Consider the following 22,358-nt stretch of genomic DNA (forward strand, 5'->3'; position numbering starts at 1 on the left):
TGCAGTTCAGGGCTTTGTGCGGCTGGTGTCTATCCGTGGATTTCGAACCTGATCGCGGAGGGCTCAAACTTTTATCCCTCTTCGGACTCGCGTAATTTCATCCGATCCCCGAGAGGCAGCTGATCGAATGATCGCCCCGGCCAGTCTGTGGGCCGGGGCGAGGGGGACGGATATGGTTCAGGTCTTGCTGAATCGGTCCAGCACGTTCTTGGTAATCCGTGACGTCATGGGATCGTTGGCTTCAAGCCCCCGGACCCAGACGCACGAGCCAGCCGTGTAGACCGCGCCTTTGCCGCGCTCAAAATACACGATCGCGCCGCAACTCGCCGCGCCCGCCGGCAGGTCGGCGCCGGGCTCGATCATTTCACGCTCCTGACCTTCGCGACGCCCGTAATCAAGCGGGGCGTTCAAAGGCACGGTCCTTTTGAAGCGGTCTACCTCGCCGGAAACGGAGGGAGCCAGGGCGAGCATCTGAAGCCCCTCCGGCACGCCCTTTTCGTCCGGATCGGGATAGGGCAGGCCCTTCTTGATCACATAGTCCAGACCGTCGGTCTCAAAGCCGTGGATGTTGAGAGGCGCGGCGCCGAATACGTCGCCATAATAAAGATCGGTGCCTTCGAACGACCAGTGCCAGGGACGATAGACCGTATAGCCGCCCATGCTGCGCGGGTTGGCCGCGCCGTAACGGCTATACCCGGTGGCGTGAACGCCCAGGCTGGAGGCCATCGGGCGTTCCTCCGGAAAGCCCAGCTCTGTGTTGCGCGCACCCTGGACCGGATCCTTGCCCCCGGTCTTGTAACAGATATGGGTCTTGTTATCGTTTTCGAGCCGGATCTGGCCCCAGAAATTGCCAGCAAACCGCGCGATCTTCCCACCCCGATCGACGAAGCGATCAATGGTGTCCCGCATCTCCCAGGTCCAATATTCGTCGTGCCCGACGATGACCATCGTCGTGTAGGCATCAAACAATTCGGGACGTTCATGGAGATCGTGCTGCGTGGCATATTCCATGACATAGCCGTTGCGGTCCGCCCACCGCATGAATTTGGGCGCGGAATTCGCATAACCTTCGACATAATGGCGCGAATAATCATTCGCCAACGCCCAATTGACTTCGAGATAGGCGGGTTTCCAGCCGATAGGCGGCGTCGTAGGCTCGAGATAGTCCGGAGCGCCGGGAGGAAGCGCAACAAAGCCCCGAGCCCACGGCCGCTGCGTGGAAATCCTTGGCTCGAGCACGTCGGTGGAAAGCCCCTCGCGGATGCTGCGATAGTTGTTCGCGCCGCCCCAGTCGTTATACGCCTGATAGGTGGACGTCGGCATCACGAAGACGATCTTGGAGTGGCTGCCCGGCTGCCGACTCTGGACGACGAACATATGCTCGCCCGCGCCCTCCGCGCCCTTGGCATCGCGACATTTGAAATGCGCGATGTAGACGCCTGGCGCCCAGCCCTTGGTGGACACCGCAAGGGCCGGCTTCCATCCGCATCCCACGACCGAAGCATTCTCCGGCGTCTTCTGGACGATGCCGCGCACGCCTGATTTCTCGAATGCGAGGGCCTGCTTTTCGCCATCACGCACGATCCGAACATCGAAGGCCGGCGTATTGGTGTGCACCAAAAGATCGACACTCTCTCCTTCGAGATAGCTCATCTTCTCGGTGTAGGCCCACACCTCCGGCGCACCGCCAAGCCAGCCGGGGAACTCGCGGCGCCCGCGCAGGTCGATCAACGACCATTGGTAGCGTGCGAAATAGCCCTTCGCCTTGGCGCGGCGGGCCACCTCCTGCCAATCCTTCGCTGGTGGCACAACCGCCGAGCGCAGCGGTGAAGGCGTCTCGGCAAATGTCCCGCCGGGGATACCCGCCACTGCCGCCGCAGCCGCCGAGGTGAGCCCGCCGATGACGGTCCGGCGGCTGGCGCTGAACAGGGCGCCTTTATTGTCTTCGGACTCCTGATCACTCATTGTCCCTGGTCCTTTTGCAGGCTGAATATGGTCCCGATCACTGGCGGTGAGTCAGCGTGATGCCGATTGTCCGCGGAGTCAGCGTGGAGGCTTGATAGACCAGGGATCGACGGCCACCTGCGGGGTCGAGACTGAGCAGCGGGTCAGCATTCAGCAGATTCTTGGCGAAGATCGAGATGTCCGTATCTTCGTGGCGCCAGCCCAGACGCAGATTGACGTTGGCATAGCTCGGCCGCTGAATGAGAAGGGGATTGTAGTTCGGCGTCCCCACCAGCGTGCCGCCACTCGGATTCTGCTTGCTGTTGAAGATGTAATCCAGCCGCGCATAGATGCCGTTGCCGCCTGCAAGATCATGATCATATTGGGCAGACAGGTTGACGGTCCAGGGACTGGGCGCGCCCGGCACATTGGACCCCTTCGGGAACGAGGCGACGCCATCGGCGCGGACGAGGCCGCTCTTGGTGAATTTCGAGCTGTTATAGCCGATCGCCCCGCCCAGATTGAGGCCCCGTGCGACCCGGAGATCAAAGGCAAGATCGAAACCCTCGGAGCGAGCATTGCCCGTATTGTCGGTCAGGTCATAGCCGCATTCCGGCAGGATGACGAAGGTCTGGATATTCGTCCAGTCGATCCGATAGGCGCTGCCATCTAGTGTCAGCCGGTTGCCGAGCAGTCTGCTCTTGAAGCCGGCTTCGTAGCTCCAGACGCTGTCAGACCCGTAAGTCGGCCGCTGGGTGGGATTGCCCGAGCCATCGACATAGCCAAGACGACGCAGGTCGCCATTGCACACCGGCGGCACCGCTGCGGAAACACCGCCGGGCCGGAACCCCTTGGCCACATTAGCGTAGAACAGGTGGTCGGGAGTCGCTTGGAACGAGACACCGAACTTCGGGGTAAACGCCGTCTCGCTGATGCTGTTTCCAATCGTGTCTGGATAAGCGACGACGTAATTGCCTTGGCCCGGCTTGCAGATGCCGTCGGTGCATGGCGCACCGAAGGGCGCATTGATGTTGTTGAGCGCCTCAGGATAAAAGGCGCTATATTTGAGCTTGTTGGACGAATAGCGCGCACCGATCGTCAGCGTCAGGCGGTCGATCGGGCGGATGTCGACTTGAGCGAACCCCGCAATCTGAGTCTCATCTGCGAAACGATGCTCGCGGAAGTAGATCGAGTTCGCGCCGAGGCCCATGCCGAACGCATTGGTGAAAGCATTGTAGCCCGGCCCGAACGGATCGGCATCATTGAAAATGAATCCGAACAGGGACGGGAGATTATAGATGTAGTTGCTAAAGAGATCCTGGCGGTTGTCTTGCTTCATCTGCGAATAAAAGGCACCGACAGTCCAGCTGATGAAGCTCTGCGCGTCACCGGACTGTGCACGGACTTCCTGAACGAAGTTCTTCTGCCGCGCGTTCTGGGTAGAGAAGGACTTGAAGCCGGGCTGCGGGATCAGAATATTGCCATAAGCCTGCGAATCCGTCCAGGTATAGTCAAATGTCTGCTGCGACTTCCGGTCGAAGTAGGAGGTGTGGGAGATCAGTTTAACCTCGCCAAGGTCCAGCTCGACATCCAGTGCCGAGAGAATGAAGCGATCAGACCCGGTATCCGTCTGGGGAACATTGATCGGCGTGAGCGCGGCGTTGGTCGCAGGGTTGCCGGGCTGCCAGCTGATGCGCCGGTAATCCCGCTTGTCCAGATCCGATGCAATGACCGTGAAGTTATCGCTGGCGTCGCCATTTTTCACACGCTGGTAATAGATAGACGGTGTGATGGTGAGCGTCTCGGTCGGCCGGAGCTCGACCGCCAGCCGCCCGACGAGCGCGGTGCGCCAGTTGGCATCCTTCTTGATGACATTTGTCGGCGTGAAGGAAGCAAGATTGTCATAAGGGGGTACGAGCGTTGTGGGCGTCGGAAGCGCCGTAACGGTGCCCTGCACTTCATCCACGAAACCAGCTGCACGCCGATAGGACAGGCTGGCGCGGAAGCCGATCTTGTCCTCAATCAGCGGAGCGCCCACCGCCAGGCCCGCCTCATAGCCAACCCCGCCTTGTTCAACGTGATTGACCTCCGCACGGCCGTACATCGAAAAATCGTTCATGTTGGGGCTGGTCTGAATGAACCGGACCGTGCCGCCCATGGAGCCGGAACCAAACAGTGTGCCCTGGGGACCGCGAAGAACCTCTACCCGTTCAAGATCGAAGATTTCCGGAAACGCCGTGCCGGACCCGAAGCCCTGATTGCGCACCTGAATGGGCGTGTCGTCAATATAAACACCCGTGGTGCCCGAGCCGGCGGACGAGTTGATGCCTCTAATGGAAATGCGGTTGGCGCCCTGAGAGCTCCGCTCGAGCGCAAGGCCGGGTGTAATCCCCACAAGATCATCGACCTGACGAAGCCCGCGTTGATCCATCTGGGCCTGACTGAAAGCAGCCACGCTGATCGGAACCTTGCTAAGTCCCACCGCCGTTCGGGTGGCCGTCACCACAATGTCCTGACCGCTTTCAGCCGACGTTTGATCGTCCTGCGCGGCCACGGCACCGCCTTGTGCCTGCGCTACCGCGCCCGACATCAAGATCGTCGCTCCCAGCAAAGAAACGCGAATAATTCTAAAAGAAATTCTCATTACTACCCCCTGGTATAATTAAATCCTTCTTTTTGCTCGTTCCCGCGAAATTTTTTTAATATTTATATTCGATATATAATATTCTATCGAAAGTAGAATTAGAACGTATATTATAAACTTTTATCTTTCGATATTGGCTTGCCCGTCCGATATGGCAGATGCTCCGATTAGATCAGGGAAATGTCTACCGGGCGTTATCAAACAATATGGAAAATGTTTTCGAACTAAGCCTGGGTTCGGGACTGATGCGGCACCAAGCGTTTTAGAACGTCGGGATGACGGGGCGCGAAGGCAAACATCGCCTAAGGGGTTGACGGACAGATCATGCCAAGCATATCGATGCACTCAACGTCAGCGCGTATTTGATCTCAATGCGGTCGGTTACCGGCGGAAACTGCTACCGGAGCACCTCGGGGGAATGGCCGTAGAGTCTCAGCTCCGGCCCTTCTTATGCGCGCATAGCCGCCTCACCTCTGCACACGCATTCAATTCGCTTGGCACGGCTGTATTCCCTACCTGGGCGCAATTCTGATCCTAGACGGCCTCACCTGCGTGAGCGCGAACCAGCTTCAGGGGGAAGCCTTTGTCGCTTACCAGCCCGCGGAGAGCCAGGCGACCATGCACGGTTATGGGGGGCTAGCCGTTGTCGTTGCCATAGTCGCCATGCCGGTGTGGCTTTTTCGCAGTCGTCTCCAAGGCGAAACGCACTCGCCCATAGGCTTTCCGTTCGGATTCGATCTGCTGCGTCGCCCGCGCTTCGGCTTTGGCGCCCTTTCGATCTTCCTTTGCGTCGGCGCCGAGGCAATCGGCGATCTGGCCTTAACCCTGCATGACAGCCGATATGTGAACTTATGACGATTTTTATGACGACCGCCTATCAGTCCGAATTTTCTATTTATAAACAACGCTTATTGGCGCCCTCCGTTTCCGCATAAGCGTTCCGGTCCCGAACACCGATCCTGATGAGGCCATAAGAACAATGGCGATGGTCTCCACCATGATCCTTCAGGCGAGCGCGATGCCTTTCGCAGACTTCGAGAAGGTGTTCGAAGCCAAGATGAAGCGTGGTCTCTCCGGCCGCGCGTTCTGGGTGCAGCCGGTGGGCGGGCTGATGCGGGATGTCCGTCAGCTGATGCTAGGCGGGCTTCCGGATCTGTCGAAGGAGACACGCCCGTCGGTCACGGTGCCGCCGCCGCTCATCCATCCGGAACTAGCTTGGCGGGACGGCGATGCTCCTGGTTACTCGCCCGATCGCGCACGGCTTGCGCTTTCCAACCGCTATGCCAAGACCGCGCCGGTGGCAAGGGTCGTGGTGCCGAAGCTGATGGCAGATCCCGCCGCGCGGAAAGCGCTGCAGGAGCAGCACGGACGGGGACTGCCCGACTGGCAGCTCCTGAACGCGATCTACAACTTCGCGTTGAACGCAGCGATGGAGGAGGAGATTGGCGGCCCGCTGCTCGGCGGGACGCCCGATGCTCAAGGCATCTTTCGGCGTGCGATGAAGCGGCTGGACGCCGGCGACATACCCGCGATCGACGAGACCAAGTTCACGGCCGAGCTCCTCACGTTCCAGATGAACATGAACGTGCTGGCCACCCTCAAGAGCTGGGGACTTGAGCTGCACCGCCAGACGCCCGACGTCGAAGGCGTGCGTAGTCTGCTCGACGCTCGATATCACAGCTCGACCGACGATATACCGCATGAGAATTTTTTCTGCTGGTCGTCCGGCGGAGGGTAAGGCCGTCCGCGAGTGAAAGCCACGACGGCGCCGCCGATCAGTGACGGCCGATTTCAAGAGTCGACCGCCTGAAAGCTGCCAGTCCACAACCGGCCAAATCTCTGTCGTTCTGCAATGCCAGCCGGGCGAACGTCGAACGTCGGCTTCTGAAGGAGGCCGCCGATCAGCCTATGCGGAGCGGCCGGTCGGTGATGCGTACTATCCTCGGCCACTCAGCAGCACTGACCTGATCCCCAAAAGCGGCCGTTCGATGAGGTGCTCAATGCGCCCGTGAACGGCACGAACTAGTGGATGCCCCGCGGTCCTGGGATTCCCACCAATGATTGTCTGTGCGGTGCCGAGCAGCTCAGGCTCTTAGCCCTAGCGATGCCTCTGGGGTCGGGCCATCAAAAGAGCTGAGTACGCGCTCCGCAGTCCGCAATGCCGGTCTAGCGTCGGCGAAATATTGCAATGAGAACCGCTTGGCTCCAAGTAAGAGAGGCATGGGGGACAGGTGTTTCTGTATATTCGAAGGCGGAGGGGCCAAGGGTATAGCGCACGTGGGTGCGCTGGCTGCGCTTGAGGATTCTGAGCTTGAGCTCTGCGGCTTCGCCGGTACGTCGGCGTGAGCCGTGATCGCGACATTGGCCGCGGTGGGTTACCGCTCGGCGGACCTCATCGCCTCCCAAGGCACGATCCTCGACCTGGTTGATCTCGACCGGTCCAATATCTGGTGCGGCGCGCCAGCCAGGCCGGCTAGAAAGCCGAGCAAATTGTTCGGACCGATCGGCTGGGCGGGCATCGTGCTCGCGCGCAATGGTGGGGGATGTATCCTTATACTGCTGGTTTTCGCCCTGCTGCTCGCGCCGGCGCTGCTGGTCGGGAGGCAAATCATCCCCGGCGACTGGCTCCTCTACGCGGTGCTGACGAGCTTCGCGGGCGTGCTCATCCTCGGCTGCGTGTTATCCGCTGGCCTTGCATCGCTCTCCACCTTCGAATGGGGACTGAACCAGCTGCTACGTCTGAGGCTGGCTGGGCGTCTTGACCCCGCCACAGCGCACCGTGCACGCCTGCAGGAACTGATCACATTCGCTGACTTGGACAGGGCCGGATGCCCCCCCCTCCGTGTGGTGGCGGCGGACATCACGACCCGCGAGCTCCGCCTTTTCTCGCACGCGACCACTCCTCACATGAGTGTGGCGAGGGCTGTGTCGGCGTCCGTGTGCCTTCCCGTGATCTTCCGTCCACGCGACATCGGAGGCAGGTTGCACCTCGACGGCGGGCTGGTCTCAAACCTTCCGTCCTGGGCGTTCGACGCCGAGCGGGCCCTGGACCGCGACGCGTGGACTGCGGTCGTGCAGGTCGTCAAGGCCGGTCGGCTTTGGGGCTTGGGAATTCTCAAGGGCGCCGTGCTGACCGGGATCTTCGGATCCGGCCTTCTCAACGTGCGGAACGTGGATCGCCTGAGGGCGGTGCGGTTGAAGGTTGGTCTCAAACTCCTAGAGTTCGATCCGGGCCTCGCTGCCGCCTGCGCGGCTGTCGAAGATGCGAAGGCGACCAGCCTTGAGAAGCTCGTCTACCATCTCCGGAAGGTACCCGAGCTGATGAACGACGTCTGCGAGCGGATTCAGGTGCGCGCGCAGCGCACGCTCAACCTGGTTTTGCGGACGGAGGGTCGGCCCGAGTTCGTGGGCCGGATTCGCGTCTCCATTTTCGCGCGCCCGCGCGACGACGGGTCCAGCTTGACGGCGGAGTTCCAAGCCGGCTTCGAGGACGCGCCCGACGAGCGGATCAGGCTCCCCGTGAACGGCTCCATTGTCGGGCACGCGCTCCGCGACGGGGAGCCGCTCTACCTGGAGCGGAGCGACCCGAGCTGGTCCCCGTATCTGTCGCGGCCGCAGGACCGCTGGCTGCGCAAACTCGTTTCGCCGGATATTTCCTGGGTTCTGTGCGTACCCTATATTAAGCTCGACGACGGTATTGAACTCGTGGCCACGATCGACTCGAATTCGGCACTGGAAGTCGAAGCCGACCTTGTAGATATCACGATGGCCTCGCTTTCGGACGAGGTAGTGGCTATGTTAGGCTCGTACGTTCCTAAGGAGGCGTTCAGCGATGGCGGTACGTAGAGTGAAGAGGGGGCTTTCGGTCAGCGCCGGAGCTTTACGCCTGGAGGCAGCGCTCAGGACCAACACCCGCGTCACGGCTGCAAGCGACCCGCTCAAGCTCCGCCGGGACGCGGTGGATCGCGAGCTTCGTGAACTCAGGGCGCGGCACAAAACGTTCGTGGAGGCGATCGACTAGCGCCGGTTGCGGGTTGACCCGGTCGACACCTGACCCGTGGCTTCTAAATTGCCCGTTCCAGATCGTTATCGGAAGAGGCTACGCGCAGCCAGTCGCGTAACGGCCCACTATCTGTCTTTATTCCGTGCCGGTCGAGCAATCGCCGGATGTCGGCTCCGGACAAAATCGGCCATTCGGCACATCGCTCAGGAAGGACAGTTTTGTCCCAGTTCGCGTCATTAAAACGGAACTGAACGAATGGCCGCTTTCGGGATGCTCGTTCAACGATTTGAACGTCCGAGATGGAAGCGCAATAGGTCAAATGTGGAAGCAACGAACGAAAGAACGCGTTCATCGCTACCTGGCTAAAGCGCGCGCGAAGAACGCTATTGTGGTCGAACTGAAAAAGCTGCCGTTGCGTTAAAGCGGCATAGAATCTGGGGGCAGTATTGGCCTCCCATTTGATTTCGCAACGCTCAGGATACAGAGACTGGTTCGGTCACGGCTGTGCCCGGCACCAGACAGTTCGTAATTCTCCGAGATTTGTTAGCCCTGCCATGACAATGGCAAAAATGGCTTAAAATTGCGCCGTTTGGGCGCCGACACTTCGCGAATTGAGGTTCTCAGACCATGCGGGCCGGCGGCGTCGGCTGTTTATGCGCCGCTATCTCAGTGGCCATTTTGCAGACTTCAGTGCCGGTCTGCGCTGCCTGACATGGAACAGGAGAAGGCCGGAGGATAAGCTCTTTTCCAAGCTCATATCCCAGCATGCAGCGCTCTAATCTTGATGAAGCGCCTAGCTGACTGCGCTGCCTTTGCGCCGTCTCCTAGAGCAGTTGCGATCAGACCCTCGAAACCGGAGCGGACATCGCCTGCAGCGAAACAACCCGGGACAGAGGTCTGCATGTCAGAAGCGGTTACCACGCGTCCCTCGTTGTTCAGTTCAACAAAGGCTTGGACGCAGTCGGTATTCGGCGCTTGACCGATGTAAGGAAAGACGGCGGCGGCGGATATGTTCCGTCCATCTTCCAGTATCACCGACCTCAGCTCAGTATCGCCCGCAATCGCTACAACCCGGTTATTGGCAAAGATCTTCACATTCGGCAGCGCTTCGATGCGTCTTACCTGCGAGCGACGCGCCGTAGGCCGAGGTCCTTGATGGATGATGGTGAGCGCCGCGGCATGCTCAGCGAGCAAGGCGGCTTCATCGAAAGCCGAGTCGCCTCCGCCAACCACGACCATATCCTTCCCTCGAAAGAATGGCCCGTCGCAGGAAGCGCAGTGAGAAACGCCCCGACCCGAGAACGAGGCTTCTCCGGGCACGTCGAGCGCCTTTCGGTGCGACCCCGTCGCCACGATCACCGTTCTGGACCGCAGTGTCGTTTCAGCGCAACGTAGGAGGAAGTGGCCGTCGCTCAGCGAGACGGCCTCAACCGTGTCGACAAGAAAGCGCGCGCCGGCATTTTCCGCCTGGGTTTGCAACGCCGGCCCTAGCTCATAGCCCGCGATGCCCTCCGGGTGACCTGGCGCATTCATGATTCGGTCTACGGTCGCGATCTGTCCGCCCGCTGCCAGATGCTCGATGACGACCGTCTCCAGCCCCCATTCCGCAGCGGTTGCGGCAGCGCTGAGCCCGGCAACGCCGGCACCGATCACTACTAGGTCAAGAGTCTCGCTCATGGTCGCGTTCTTCAGCGCCAATCGTCGACCAATATGGTCGTGCGGTAGCCCGCGCCGAATATCTGCCAATAGCCATTACTCTCGCCGCCCACCACCACAACATTGATGTCCTGTTCGTTGAACATTGGAACAAGCGCATCCGGCGCAGCTTTGAGCTTGGTGGCGGCCGGTTCTGCGCCAAGCGTGGCGTTAGGATAGATGTAGTTCTGCACCAGTTGCAGATCCCAGTAGCGCGCGGCGGGCATTTGAGCGCTTTCATAGGCGAAGCGGATCAGCTTGTCCTTCGTGTCAAATCCGCCGCGATCAATGAACTGCCGAGCCGCGATCGGGTCCAGCACCAGCGTCGGCGGGCCGACGACGTCGGTGGCTCGCAGCATGTCCTGCACATGCTCGCGCCAGAAGGTTTCCCGCAGGCCAAGGCTGAACGCCGTGGTTCGGCCGCCATAAAAGATGCTGACGGTACTGTCCTCGCGATCAAAGCCCTTCTGGACATGCAGGGGCTCCCAAGGCGAGCGCTCCTCATTCTCGGCAAATGTGAGGTTGTTGTACGTGTAGCCGTTTCCGAGCGATCCCATATAGGTTTCACCGGGAACCGAGCCGCCCTGCAGATTTTGGGACAGCAGCCCGTAAGCGCGGCCGATGGTAGCATTGGCATGATTATATGGACCGAGCGCCCCCACGCCGCAGTTCATTTTGATCTGCTGGCGAATGGGGCCGTTGACGACAACCATGGCCGCACCGGAACTGGACGTGCTGCTGCGCGCGCTGAGGCCAGAAGAGGCGATGGCAAGGACGACCGGAAAATATTCGGGCAGGCAGCCGGCCATCACGGCATTCACCGCCACCTTCTCCACTGTGTACTCCCAGAGACCGCGGTTTGCCGTGGGCTGCATTCGCCCGACGATCTCGTCCGGTTTTCGGCTGGTGTGCGCTAGCATAGCAGCGACGCGTTCTTCGGTTGGGAGGACAATCGGCAGCTTGTCGGTCCAATCATTGTCCAGGAACAGCTTGTGAAGCGCATCCTCGTTCGCCGGATCGAGCAGCCGCGGTGTGCGCGCGAACTGGACCGGCTCATCGCCGGCAGCGGCGATGTCCGACGTCAGGGCATCGATTATTTCGCGCATGAATGAGAGGCCGGTGACAGGATCTTCGCCCTCTACATAAGCGCGCAATTGATCTGCGCTCTTCCCCATGACCGGTTGGGGGACAAATGCCCGCGGTGCGAGACCGAGCCCGGCCATGCGAACCGTGGAGCGGACGATGGCCGCGAACTTGTCCGTATGGACCGAGACGGTGGGCAGCCCATAGTTGCTTTCGAGCGTCACTGCATGCTTTGCAACGGCAGGCGCACAGGTGCTGCAATGGCCCACGCCAAAGATTACCGCATCCGCTTCAGACCGCGCCCAAGCCCATAATTCCGGATCGTCCCGACCATAATAGCCGGACATCGGCACCAGATGGGTCTGAACGTCCGGCAGATTCTCATTCAGCCAGAGCTGGATTTGTTCAAGAAGCCGCGTGGAGTCGTCGAATCGGCTGTCGATCAGGAATATCGTCTTGCCCTGCAAGGTTTCCAAACGAGGAGCCAGCGCCCTTTTCGTGACGATCGGCGGGTAACCGACGGGGTTATGTACGATCATATGTGACTGCCCGGTACGCACGCTATCTGATAGGGCGCTTGCCATTCCATTCTCCAACAGACGACTTTCCGCCGTTTTTCTGAGACATATCCCATCATGGGGTGTGGCGCGTTCGCCGCATGTCCGCGCAGGTGAAGATAATCAGGCAAATTTACTTTGCAATACTAATTATAAGCAATACGATCCATAGCCGTCGTGCCACTTGCGTCTTTCGCAATCGATGCGAATGAGGCCAAGGGACAGCGACGGCGTGCAGAGCGAAGCAGATGAAAATACCCAAGAGAGCGAATATCGATCGTGCTGCGGAGGGAACCAGCGGCCCAGGAGAGGGCACGCCACCCAGCGCCTTGCCGCACTACGCCCAATGGTATCAGCAAGGTTCGATCGAAGACCTAAGGTTTCGCTTCACCAGCCGGCTGCGTGAGGCGATGCGCATGATGCGCGTGATGCTCGAAGAGGAATTGCGCGCCGAGAGGCAGACCCGCGCTTTGTGGGAAGCGCTTCTCGTGATTGTCCTCTCCGGTGGGCACAGCACGCAAAAGTCTTTGGCCAACCGGCTCAGGATCGAAGGTGCGACGCTCGTTCGGTTGCTAGACGCGCTGGAAGCGGATGGGCTCATAGAGCGCGTTCCGGGCTTGGAGGATCGGCGATCGAAAATGATTAAGCCGACCAGCAAGGGACTAGCTCTCGCAAAGCGGCTGGTCCAGCGGAGCGACGAGGTGCGCGCGCGCCTGCTGGATGGCTGGACGGAAGCCGATCTGCATGCCGGCATTGCCATGCTGAACAAGTTCGGGGCTGCTCCCACTGCGCAGGAATGAGCGGGATTCTTCCACCGAAAATGTGATTAGTTGCACATATAATTAGCTATGCTATCAATTTGTCTGCGCGTCGCGAATCGCGATTGGCTGGCACTCGCAGCGACCGGCGCGATCGGTTGGCACGGGAGGGGATTGGCATGGCGAGCACGGCGTCGTCCGGAACGGTAGACCAGCGCAATAGCGGCGTATCGTCGGCGGGTGCACAGGATTGGCCCAAGCCGCGATCCGCTTGGTACGCGGTCGGCATGATCTCGTTCATTTCGGTGCTCTCGAACATCGACCGCGGAATCATCTCCCTCCTTGTCGAACCGATCAAACGGGATCTGCAAGTCAGCGATACCGAGATGGGGCTGCTGATCGGCTTCGCCTTCTCGTTCTTCTACATGATCGTGGGCCTGCCCATGTCGCGCGTGACGGACGTGCGCAATCGCCGCAACATCCTGACGATCGGCCTCAGCATCTGGAGCATGGCCACCGCGCTGTCGGCGCTGGCCTACAGCTATCTCACGCTGTTTATCGCCCGGGGGATCGTCGGCGCGGGTGAGTCCGTCAAAGGGCCAACCTCGATGTCGATGATTTCCGATATCGTGCCGCGCAGTAAATTGCCCAGAGCCATGTCGATCTACTCGATGGGTATTGCCGGCGGCATGGCCGCCTCGATGATCATCGGGGGCTTTCTTCTTGAGCTGGTGAAGGACATCACGCCTATCCATGTCCCTGGCTTTGGTCTTCTGCGCGATTGGCAGTTCGTTTTCCTGAGTTGCGGCATGCCCGGATTGCTCGTCGCGTTGGTCTTTTTCTTCACGGTCAAGGAACCGACCCGCAAGGGCCGCAAGGTCAAGGGCTCGGTCCCGCTGCCAGAGGTCGCCCGCTTCGTGTGGTCGAACAAGCGCGTCTACGTGCCCCTGCTCCTCAGCCTTGCCATCGGTGCAATCGAATCCTTCGGCATGTCGGCATGGCGTGTCGCCTTCTTCGAGCGCACCCATGGCTGGACGCCCAACCAGGTTGGGCCTTTGCTGGGTTTTGCGGCGCTCCTCACGACGCCCATCGGGCTGGTAATCGGCACCTTGATTGCCGAACGTCTGGACCGGCAAAAGATCCCGGACGCGATGATCCGTTTGTGCCTCTACTCCAACTTCATTACGGTTCCTGCGGCCATCGCCATGCCGCTGATGCCCACCCCGTGGCTGTCGCTAGGTCTGATCATACTCAGCGGCGTGGGCAATGCGATCGGTTCACCCGGGCAGAATTCGGCCATCCAGATCATCACGCCAAATGAGATGAGAGGCCAACTCAGTGCCATCTATCTGTTCACGATCAGCGTAGTCGGCGCGGGACTGGGGCCGCTGTTCGTGGCGCTGATTACGGACTTCGTCTTCGTCGACGAGAGCATGCTGCGCTACGCCATGCTGGCGACGACAGCGGTACTCGGGCCGCTGGGACTGCTGCTCACCTGGCTGGCCATGCGACCCTATGGCGAGGCCGTGACCCGCGTTCTCAAAGACGAGGCGGAGCAGGCGCAACGGTAGGACGCAGTCATAGTCGCCGGGCAAGATGGGGCCCACCACCGCCCTCCACCAGACCGGCGAACATAACCAAGAACAGAGCCATGCAACGCATCATGGCGATGGGGAGAGGAAATATGAGAATGCCACGTTCGATCCGCATGTTTGAGGCTTTCAACCATGGCCTGAGCCGTCCGGCGCTGGCCGTCGGTCTGGCGGTGCTCGCGACGGGCAACGCATTTGCCCAGAGCGCGAGCATCGATCCGCAGGAAGGTACGGCCCAGAACGATGAAGCAATCGTCGTCACCGGCTCTCGCATCGCACGGCAGGGCTTCAACGCACCGACGCCTGTGACCGTAGTCGGTCAGGATAGCATTCAGGCGCAAGGCGACACCAACATCGCCGAGGTTCTCAATGAGATGCCGGCCTTCCGGCCGAGCCAGACACCGGAAAACTCCTTTGTCACCATCACCGGCAATATCGGTGCGCGCACGCTCGATCTGCGCGGTCTCGCCCCGCAGCGCACGCTGGTGCTGGTGAACGGCCGACGCTTCATCCCCTCGTCGCCGCAAGGGACAGTCGACCTCAATCTCATTCCTACCATGCTCATCCAGCGTGCCGAGGTCGTCACCGGCGGCGCTTCGGCCGCTTATGGTTCGGATGCGGTGGCGGGCGTAGTCAACCTGATCCTGGATACCAAGCTGACCGGATTTCGCGCGCAGGGGCAATATGGCATCTCCGAGCGCGGAGATGACGAGAATTTTCAGTTCGCATTCGCGGGCGGCAATTCGTTCGACGGCGGGCGAGGACATGTCGTCGCCGCGTTCGAATTTGCCAACAACAAGGGCGTGGGTGGCTGTTTCGACATCGACTATTGCGCGATGGAGTACAGCAACTTCACCAACAACGACTGGATCGCGCCGACTGCCGCGAATCCCAACCCCAACAATCCTCTGCCGAACCGGGTGACCTTACCGCACAAGCATCCAACGCTCATTACCCCCGGCCTCATCAATTCGCCGGGCGCGGGCGGCAGCCCGCTCCTGCGCGGCACATATTTCCGGCCGGATGGCACGCCGGTCATCAACGGCTGGGACTACGGGCAGTGGCCGTCCACCTTCGCTCAAGTTGGCGGGGACGGCCATCTCGAGGATCCGTTCACCTCGGCGCATCTGATGAAGTCGCCTGTCCGCCGCTGGGCAGCTTATGTTCATGGCGAGTATGAATTCACGGACACGATCAAGGGCTTCGCCGAACTGTCCTATGGTAATGTCCTCGGCACGCAGAATGGCGCGCAGTTTCGGGAGACTAGCCTGACGATCCGTCGTGATAATCCGTTTCTGCCGCCCGAGATTCTTGCGCTGATGGGCCCCAGCCAGGCGTCCATTGGACTGGCGCGAGACGGCGATGATTTCGGGGTCGCCAAATACCGTGGGCAGAACCGTACATTCCGCACTGTCGCAGGACTTCAGGGCGAGCTTGGCGGCGGCTGGAAGTGGGACGCCTATTATCAGGTCGGCCACAACAAATATGAGCAGCAGATGGCCAACAACCGCATCAATGCGCGGTTTGCCCAAGCCATTGACGCTGTCCGCAACAGCGCCGGCGACATCGTCTGCCGCGTGAATGCGGATGCAAACCCGGCCAATGACGCGCCGGGCTGCATCGCCATCAACCCGTTCGGTGAAAATCAGTGGGACCCCGCCGCCAAGGTCTTCACCTATGGCGTGGGTTGGCAGAATTCCACGATCAAGCAGCATGTGGTTGCCGCCAATATCCAGGGCGAGCCATTCAGCACGTGGGCTGGTCCTGTCTCCATTGCCGCGGGCGGTGAATATCGCCGTGACACAATTTCCGGCGATGCCGATCCGATCTCGCTAGCCAACGGCTGGTATGTCGGCAACGGCAGTGCCGTGTCCGGCAGGGTGAGCGTAAAGGAGGGCTATCTCGAAGCCATCGTACCACTCGCCAAGGACATGGCCTTTGCGCAGAATCTCGAGCTGAACGGTGCCATCCGCCTGACGGACTACAGCACCAGCGGCAGCGTCACGACTTGGAAAGTCGGCGCCGTTTGGGACGTGACCGACTGGCTGCGTCTTCGCGGAACGCGGTCGCGCGACATCCGGGCGCCTAATCTGCTGGAACTGTTCGGATCAACAACATCCGTTTCCTCCCGGGTGGTCGGGGCATCCGGCGTGCAGTATCTGCCGCGCGTCTTTTCCGGCGGCAACACCGCGCTGGACCCGGAAATCGCGGATACTTGGACCGCAGGCGTGGTGCTGACGCCGCGCGGCTTCCTCAATGGCCTTCGCTTGTCCGCCGATTATTACGATATCGAGATTCAGGAAGCGATCAGTCAGGTCGGCGGTCAGACCATCGTCGATCGTTGCTTACTGGCAAACGTGTCCGAATTCTGCAGTCTCATCACCTTCGGCGCGACCAATGCCAATGAGATCGTGGAGGTCCGCAATCCCTGGCTCAATCTCAACACGCTGATCGTGCGCGGGATCGACCTTGAAGGGGATTATCGTCTGCGGCTGGGCGACCGGCAGAGCCTGAATTTCCGCGTGCTGGCGTCCTATGTGGCCGATCTCATCACGGTGGACTCAGTCGGCTCGATCAACCGTGCCGGCCAGACCGGCGTTCAGACCGGCGCGCAGCCGGGCCTGCCGCGATGGACGGTCAATTCGACCATCAGCCTCGACAGCGGCCCGTTCAACTTCAACGTCCAAGGCCGCTTCATCTCGGCGGGCATGATGGACGTGACGCTGGTCGGGCCGACCGACGCCGGCTACGATACCGATCTGCCGAACAGCATCAGCGACAATCACATCGAGGCCATGTTCTATCTCGACGTTGGCGCCAGCTATACTTTCGACATCGGCGGCCGTTCGCTCCAGATCTATGGCGCGGTTAAGAACCTGACCAATCCCACACCTCCTGTGAATGTCTACAGCGGCTCGGGCACCAACCCGTTCTTGTTCGACTTGGTCGGCCGCAGGTTTACGATGGGCGCGCGGGTGAGATTTTAGATCCAGATTACGTGTAGATCAAAAGCCCTCCCACTTCCGATTTGGGCGGGCTGGTTGAGGCCGATGCAGTCCGTAGAAGTTGCAATGAAGGAGTGTTTCTTCGGTTGCGGGGGCAGGGCATTTCTTAGTCCTACATGTCTCTTTGCTATTGGCTTCTCGAATTCCAGCGCCATCCAGTTTGGCGTCGGTCTTCGAGCGGTGGGCTCTTATGTCTCGTGTATCCGAGCCGCAGATAAGGCCGGCAGCAAATGCGCGGCGCTCTTGTACCCCGATCGCGTTGGCAACCCTGTCCAAGGGCAACATCTCGATTATCTTTAGAACGGATCTCGTGTGGACATCTACCGCGAGCCAACGACAAGCAGCGTTTTTGAGTTTACGTCATACTCAACGATCTCAGCTGGATCGCCTCGAAGCCGCAACCGCAACCGACAGCGTGCGCTTCGATCTTAACCGCCGCCGATCTCGGGCTCATGGCGCAAGCCAGCTTCATGAACGAAACGCGGGTTCTCACGGGCCGTTTCGCGCGGTGAAATGTCGGCTATGTTGAAATGTTAAAACTGAGGACAACCCGCGGACGCGTTGTCGACGGATTTCTCGCGTCGCCGGCCCACTGGGTGTCACGTGTACCGGGCACCAGTCAAGCCGGGTAGGTCACGCAAAGAGCGAACCCGCGCATTGACACTATGCGGAATGCGCATCGCATGACATCTTGATACCATCATGGCACAGAACATTTCAGTTTCGCCAATCAATGGGTCGTGGAACAGTGGCTTTGCCTTGTATCAGGCGGCGACATATGTCGGCACGCCACATCGGCCTGTCATCGTGGCCGCGACTACGAACAGTCAGAGCGAAATCCAGCTCTTTGACTGGCTGGTGCCCGAGCGTTTCGAGGTCATAAGCGGCGGCGGTTCCGACAATCGCGCTGCGAAATTCTGCTTCTACATCGCGAACCGTCCCACCTGGATCGGCCGAGGCGATGGCCAAATACAGGAAATCCCTGAACATAAACTCGTTGTCATCAATACGAACGATCCAATCAGGACGATCAGCCTTGGCGACACGCGGCATCTTACACTCGTTCTGCCTCACTGGATGGTCGCGCGCCATGTTCCGGAGCCGGTTCATCTGAGCACAGCAGCGACTGTCTTGCCCGATGCCAATGGGCTCGCAGCGCGCGACATCATGTTTGCGCTTCGATCATGCATTGGGTTGGCGCAGTTTCCTTCGATCAGCACGAAGCTGGTGGACGGCTTCCTTGATACTCTGCGTCCCGTCAAAGCCGATGACCATAGCCCTGGCTTGCACAAGCGCAGCGCCGATGTGCTGCGCATTCGCGAGATCATCGCACGAAACTTCAGCGATCCCGATTTTTCAGCGGCGGATATTGCGCGCGCGCTCGGGATATCCACGCGCTACCTGCACCTCATCTGCCAGGTTGAAGAGTCACCCGCCCGGATGATCCGGAATTTCCGGCTCCAACAAGCAGAGGCGCTCCTCAAATCGCCAGCCTGGCAGGACAGATCCATCACCGACATTGCGCTGGAGTGTGGCTTCAACAGCAGCAGTCAGTTCAGCACCAGCTTTCGGTCCTATGCCGGGGTTTCGCCACGGCAATTGCGATATGGCCCCAGTGCTTAAACTCAGAATCGACCCGCACTTCCAAATTTCAAAAAATCCACTGCGGAAATCGGAAAGACGGCCTGGCTGCGGCCAATTAAGCCTGCTCGCCACAAAACAACGAAATGAAGAGGGCGAGGATATGTGGAAGGGCTCTGACAGTCTGTCCGGTTTTTGCGTGCTGGCGGCCTTGGTGGCGACGCCGGGGATGGCGCAGACGGGACCCGCAAGCGAACCATCGGCAACGATCGAGGACATTGTCGTCACTGCGCGTCGGACGGCAGAGACGTTGCAGAACGCACCTGTTGCCGTGTCGGTGATCGGCGGCGGCGCCCTCGAGCGGGCCGGCATCACCGGGTTGACGGACCTGCAGAGCCGGCTGCCCGCTGTGGAATTCCAGACAGCGACGAGCACGCCGATCGTCACCGTGCGCGGTGTTGGCACGTTCAGCACGCAGGCCGGTGTCGATTCCGCCATAGCCTATACGGTCGATGGCATCTTTCTGGCCCATCCCCAGGCCTATCCCCCGGTTCTGGTCGACATCGCGCGCGTGGAATCTCTGCGTGGACCGCAGGGCACGCTCTATGGCCGCAACTCAAATGGCGGCGCGATCAACTTCCTGACCAACGAACCGGTGCTGGGGCAAGTGCAGGCAAATATCGCGCTGACTGCGGGCAATTATGCGACCTTCGGTTCCGAGGCGATGCTGAACGTGCCCGTGGGTGAAAATGCCGCGATCCGTTTCGCGTTCGGCTCGAACAGGCGCGATGGCTTCTATCCCGATGGGTACAGCAATGCCGCTGATTGGGTCGGGCGCGCGCGTCTACTGGTCCAGCCCAGCGATCAACTAAAGATCGTCCTGAGTGCCGACCGCTCCAAGCTGAGCAACGATGGCGCGGGTTGGGACTATTGCCCGCCCAACACCACCAGCGCTTTGTGCGCCGGCCGCCCTTTCCGCCCCTATACCGGGCTGAGCGGACGCAACCTCGCGGATTTCAATCATAGCGATAGCTGGTCGGTCTATAATCAGATTGATCTCACGCTCCCCTGGGCCACGCTCACCTCGCTCACTGGCTACCGCGACAACGACTTCCTCGCCCGGCAGACGCAGGTGCTGGGCACGTCGTCCTCAGGCTTTATCCAGGGTGTGCGCAGCAAATTGTTCACGCAGGAGCTACGCCTCGCATCGCCTGCCCAGTCGCCTTTCAAATGGCTCCTCGGCGGCTTTTACGCGCGCGAGACCGGGCCGGCCTCACAGACCTTCAATCAGGACGAGATCCCCTACTTCTCCAGCGATCCGCATCTGGTGACGACCTCGAAAGCGGTGTTCGGCGAAGTCACCGTGCCCCTCGCCTCCATGCTGCGGATCATCGGCGGGCTGCGTTATACCGACGAGGAGAAGTCCGCGACGGGTGTGGTGCGCACCATCTCGCCGACCTCCGCCACCGAACTGCCGATCCTGCAGAATTTCCGGACCCGCAAATGGACCTGGAAAGCCGGGGCAGAGCTCGATCTGGCCGAGACGTCGCTGGTCTACGCGACGGTCAGCACCGGCTTCAAATCGGGCGGCATCAATCAGGTTCCGCAATTGCCCGGCTTCACCGGCTCCTACCGACCGGAGACGATTACTGCCTATCAACTGGGGTCGAAGAACCGCCTGCTCGGCAACCGCCTCCAGATCAACGGCGAAGTCTTCTATTATGATTACAAGGATTTCCAGGCGCTGCAGGTGATCCGCGACGCCGCCATTCCCGGCTTCTTCATCCAGACGACCAATTCGCAGAAATCATCGATGTACGGCGGCGAGCTGGAGGCCGAGGTCGCCGTTTCCTCCGCGGGTCGCGTGTCGCTGGCGGCCACCTGGCTCCATGCCCGCTTTGATACCTATATCATTGGCGCGACCAACCTGTCGGGCAAGCAGATCCAGGCCGCGCCCGATTTCACGCTAGGTGGCGCCTACGAGCACCGGTTCGATTTCGACAGCGGCGCCCGCCTGACCTTCGGCATCGACAGCAAATATGTGACGGGCCATTTCGTGGCCAACAGCAACGCCCCCGGCTCCTATCAGGATGGCTATTTGCGCTCCAATGCGAGCTTGACCTTCGAAACCCCCAATCGCGCGTGGCAGATCTCGGCGTTCGTCAGGAACATCGAGGACAAGGCGCAGATCGCGGCCTTCCAGCCGTCCGCAAATGGCGACTTGGTGTTGCTCAATCCGCCGCGCACCTTCGGCGCGACGGTCAAGTGGCGCTACTGATCGTGGCAGGCCAGCTATCATCGATGCGAGGCGCAACCGCATGACGGATCAGTCCTCCCTCCTCTTCGACCAGTTCACTTTGAAAGGGCGGCAACTCGCCAATCGCTTCGTCCTCCCCGGCATGCAACGCGGATGGAGCGTCGACGGCGCGCCGACCGATACGCTCACCGATTACTACGTGCGGCGCGTGAAGGGTGGCGCGGGCCTTATCATCACGGAGTCGGTCGCGGTCGATCACCCCAGCGCGACACGGTCGGCTGTTTTCAGCCGGTTGGACGAAGGCACGTTCGAGGCCTGGCGACAGTGCGTTGGGGCAGTGCGCGCTGCAGGCGGGCACATTCTCCTGCAACTCTGGCATGAGGGCGCAGTGCGCAAGGATGAGGATCTGGGAGACGGGGTGGTCGTCACGCCGACACTCAGCCCATCCGGATTGATGGCGGCGGACCGACCGCGTGGTCGGGCGGCGACGCTTGAGGACCTGGAGGAAATCAAACAGGCCTTCGTTCGCTCCGCGCTTCTCGCGCAAAAGGCTGGGGCAGACGGCATAGAACTGCACGGCGCGCACGGCTATTTTCTCGATCAGTTTCTGTGGGAGCAAACCAACCGCCGCTCGGATCGCTATGGTGGCCAGTCGTTGCCCGAGCGGGCGCGCTATCCTGCCGAAATTGCGCGAAGCGTACGTGCAGCCTGCGGGGAAGATTTCATCATCTCCTTTCGCTTTTCCCAGTGGAAGGAGATCGATCTCAAGGCGCGGATCGCCGAGACGCCAGAGGAGCTGGCGCTATTCGTCTCGCTGCTGCGGAACTCAGGAGTCGATATTCTCCACGTGTCGACGCGACGTTTCTGGGAGGCCGCCTGGCCGGAGAGCGACAAGACGCTGGCCGCGTGGGTCAGGCAACTGAGCGGACTCCCGGTCATCGCCGTGGGCAGCGTCGGCCTGAGCACGGACATCATGGAAACGGCTCAAGGCCTGGAATCGCAATCCGATGCACAGGCGAGCATCGCTCTTCTCGACCAGGGTCTGCAGCGGGGCGACTTCGACCTCGTCGCTGTCGGGCGCGGGCAGATCAGCGATCCCGAATGGGTCAACAAGGTGCGGGAGCAGCGTTATAGTGACATCATCGCCTTTTCCCGCAAAGCGCTGGGTAAGCTCGACGGGGAAACGGACCATATGGAGGGTGTGCCCCCAAAGGCCTGAGCGACACATCGGCATGGCGG

General features: G+C 60.4%; 13 protein-coding genes. 9 read left to right on the forward strand and 4 right to left on the reverse strand.

Features of this window, described 5'->3' with window-relative positions; all coding sequences use genetic code 11:
* Nucleotides 1-177: 177 nt before the first annotated feature.
* Nucleotides 178-1,965 carry a N,N-dimethylformamidase beta subunit family domain-containing protein gene (locus M2343_RS11030; protein ID WP_264576682.1) on the reverse strand — a complete coding sequence of 596 codons (1,788 nt, stop codon included), beginning with the start codon at nucleotides 1,963-1,965 and terminating at the stop codon, nucleotides 178-180.
* Nucleotides 1,966-2,002: 37 nt separating this feature from the next.
* Nucleotides 2,003-4,534, reverse strand: coding sequence for a TonB-dependent receptor (locus M2343_RS11035; RefSeq protein ID WP_264576683.1), 2,532 nt, complete (start codon nucleotides 4,532-4,534; stop codon nucleotides 2,003-2,005).
* Between the two features lie 606 nt (nucleotides 4,535-5,140).
* On the opposite strand from M2343_RS11035, the gene M2343_RS11040 reads away from it, so the two are divergent.
* From M2343_RS11040 to M2343_RS11050, 3 genes are all read left to right on the forward strand, one after another.
* Entirely contained in the window at nucleotides 5,141-5,443 is a 303-nt protein-coding gene (locus M2343_RS11040; protein ID WP_264576684.1) for a hypothetical protein, read from the forward strand.
* A gap of 124 nt (nucleotides 5,444-5,567) precedes the next feature.
* Nucleotides 5,568-6,326: a hypothetical protein gene (locus tag M2343_RS11045; protein ID WP_264576685.1), complete on the forward strand. Its 759-nt coding sequence runs from the start codon at nucleotides 5,568-5,570 to the stop codon at nucleotides 6,324-6,326.
* Between the two features lie 611 nt (nucleotides 6,327-6,937).
* Nucleotides 6,938-8,434, forward strand: coding sequence for a patatin-like phospholipase family protein (locus M2343_RS11050; RefSeq protein ID WP_264576686.1), 1,497 nt, complete (start codon nucleotides 6,938-6,940; stop codon nucleotides 8,432-8,434).
* 910 nt (nucleotides 8,435-9,344) lie between these two features.
* On the opposite strand, the gene M2343_RS11055 is transcribed toward M2343_RS11050, so the two are convergent.
* Together M2343_RS11055 and M2343_RS11060 are read right to left on the reverse strand one after the other, a co-directional pair.
* A complete protein-coding gene (locus M2343_RS11055; protein WP_264576687.1) occupies nucleotides 9,345-10,268 on the reverse strand; it encodes an NAD(P)/FAD-dependent oxidoreductase in 924 nt (307 codons plus the stop codon).
* An 11-nt stretch (nucleotides 10,269-10,279) separates the two neighbouring features.
* Nucleotides 10,280-11,953: a hypothetical protein gene (locus M2343_RS11060; RefSeq protein WP_264576688.1), complete on the reverse strand. Its 1,674-nt coding sequence runs from the start codon at nucleotides 11,951-11,953 to the stop codon at nucleotides 10,280-10,282.
* A 221-nt stretch (nucleotides 11,954-12,174) separates the two neighbouring features.
* On the opposite strand from M2343_RS11060, the gene M2343_RS11065 reads away from it, so the two are divergent.
* The 6 genes from M2343_RS11065 (at nucleotide 12,175) to M2343_RS11090 (ending at nucleotide 22,338) form a co-directional block, all read left to right on the forward strand.
* Complete coding sequence (locus M2343_RS11065; RefSeq protein ID WP_264576689.1) at nucleotides 12,175-12,726, forward strand: MarR family winged helix-turn-helix transcriptional regulator; 552 nt, start codon at nucleotides 12,175-12,177, stop codon at nucleotides 12,724-12,726.
* Nucleotides 12,727-12,863: 137 nt separating this feature from the next.
* The gene (locus M2343_RS11070) at nucleotides 12,864-14,255 is read left to right on the forward strand and encodes an MFS transporter (protein WP_264576690.1); all 1,392 of its coding nucleotides are present in this window, start codon (nucleotides 12,864-12,866) and stop codon (nucleotides 14,253-14,255) included.
* A gap of 113 nt (nucleotides 14,256-14,368) precedes the next feature.
* Nucleotides 14,369-17,263 (forward strand): TonB-dependent receptor plug domain-containing protein, encoded by a 2,895-nt coding sequence (locus M2343_RS11075; RefSeq protein WP_264576691.1) that lies wholly within the window; start codon nucleotides 14,369-14,371, stop codon nucleotides 17,261-17,263.
* Between the two features lie 720 nt (nucleotides 17,264-17,983).
* A complete protein-coding gene (locus M2343_RS11080; RefSeq protein ID WP_264576692.1) occupies nucleotides 17,984-18,904 on the forward strand; it encodes a helix-turn-helix transcriptional regulator in 921 nt (306 codons plus the stop codon).
* 121 nt (nucleotides 18,905-19,025) lie between these two features.
* Nucleotides 19,026-21,140 carry a TonB-dependent receptor gene (locus tag M2343_RS11085; RefSeq protein WP_264576693.1) on the forward strand — a complete coding sequence of 705 codons (2,115 nt, stop codon included), beginning with the start codon at nucleotides 19,026-19,028 and terminating at the stop codon, nucleotides 21,138-21,140.
* 40 nt (nucleotides 21,141-21,180) lie between these two features.
* A complete protein-coding gene (locus tag M2343_RS11090) occupies nucleotides 21,181-22,338 on the forward strand; it encodes a 12-oxophytodienoate reductase (RefSeq protein ID WP_264576694.1) in 1,158 nt (385 codons plus the stop codon).
* The last annotated feature ends 20 nt before the right edge of the window (nucleotides 22,339-22,358 follow it).

This window comes from Sphingobium sp. B8D3B, assembly GCF_025961875.1.
Classification (GTDB): Bacteria; Pseudomonadota; Alphaproteobacteria; order Sphingomonadales; family Sphingomonadaceae; genus Sphingobium.

Excerpts from the sequence above, each read along its gene's own strand:
- M2343_RS11065 (WP_264576689.1), top strand. The coding sequence starts at position 12,175 with ATGAAAATACCCAAGAGAGCGAATATCGATCGTGCTGCGGAGGGAACC.
- M2343_RS11035 (WP_264576683.1), bottom strand. The coding sequence starts at position 4,534 with ATGTCGGGCGCGGTAGCGCAGGCACAAGGCGGTGCCGTGGCCGCGCAG.
- M2343_RS11090 (WP_264576694.1), top strand. The coding sequence starts at position 21,181 with ATGACGGATCAGTCCTCCCTCCTCTTCGACCAGTTCACTTTGAAAGGG.
- M2343_RS11075 (WP_264576691.1), top strand. The coding sequence starts at position 14,369 with ATGAGAATGCCACGTTCGATCCGCATGTTTGAGGCTTTCAACCATGGC.
- M2343_RS11080 (WP_264576692.1), top strand. The coding sequence starts at position 17,984 with ATGGCACAGAACATTTCAGTTTCGCCAATCAATGGGTCGTGGAACAGT.
- M2343_RS11085 (WP_264576693.1), top strand. The coding sequence starts at position 19,026 with ATGTGGAAGGGCTCTGACAGTCTGTCCGGTTTTTGCGTGCTGGCGGCC.
- M2343_RS11030 (WP_264576682.1), bottom strand. The coding sequence starts at position 1,965 with ATGAGTGATCAGGAGTCCGAAGACAATAAAGGCGCCCTGTTCAGCGCC.
- M2343_RS11070 (WP_264576690.1), top strand. The coding sequence starts at position 12,864 with ATGGCGAGCACGGCGTCGTCCGGAACGGTAGACCAGCGCAATAGCGGC.
- M2343_RS11045 (WP_264576685.1), top strand. The coding sequence starts at position 5,568 with ATGGCGATGGTCTCCACCATGATCCTTCAGGCGAGCGCGATGCCTTTC.
- M2343_RS11055 (WP_264576687.1), bottom strand. The coding sequence starts at position 10,268 with ATGAGCGAGACTCTTGACCTAGTAGTGATCGGTGCCGGCGTTGCCGGG.
- M2343_RS11060 (WP_264576688.1), bottom strand. The coding sequence starts at position 11,953 with ATGGCAAGCGCCCTATCAGATAGCGTGCGTACCGGGCAGTCACATATG.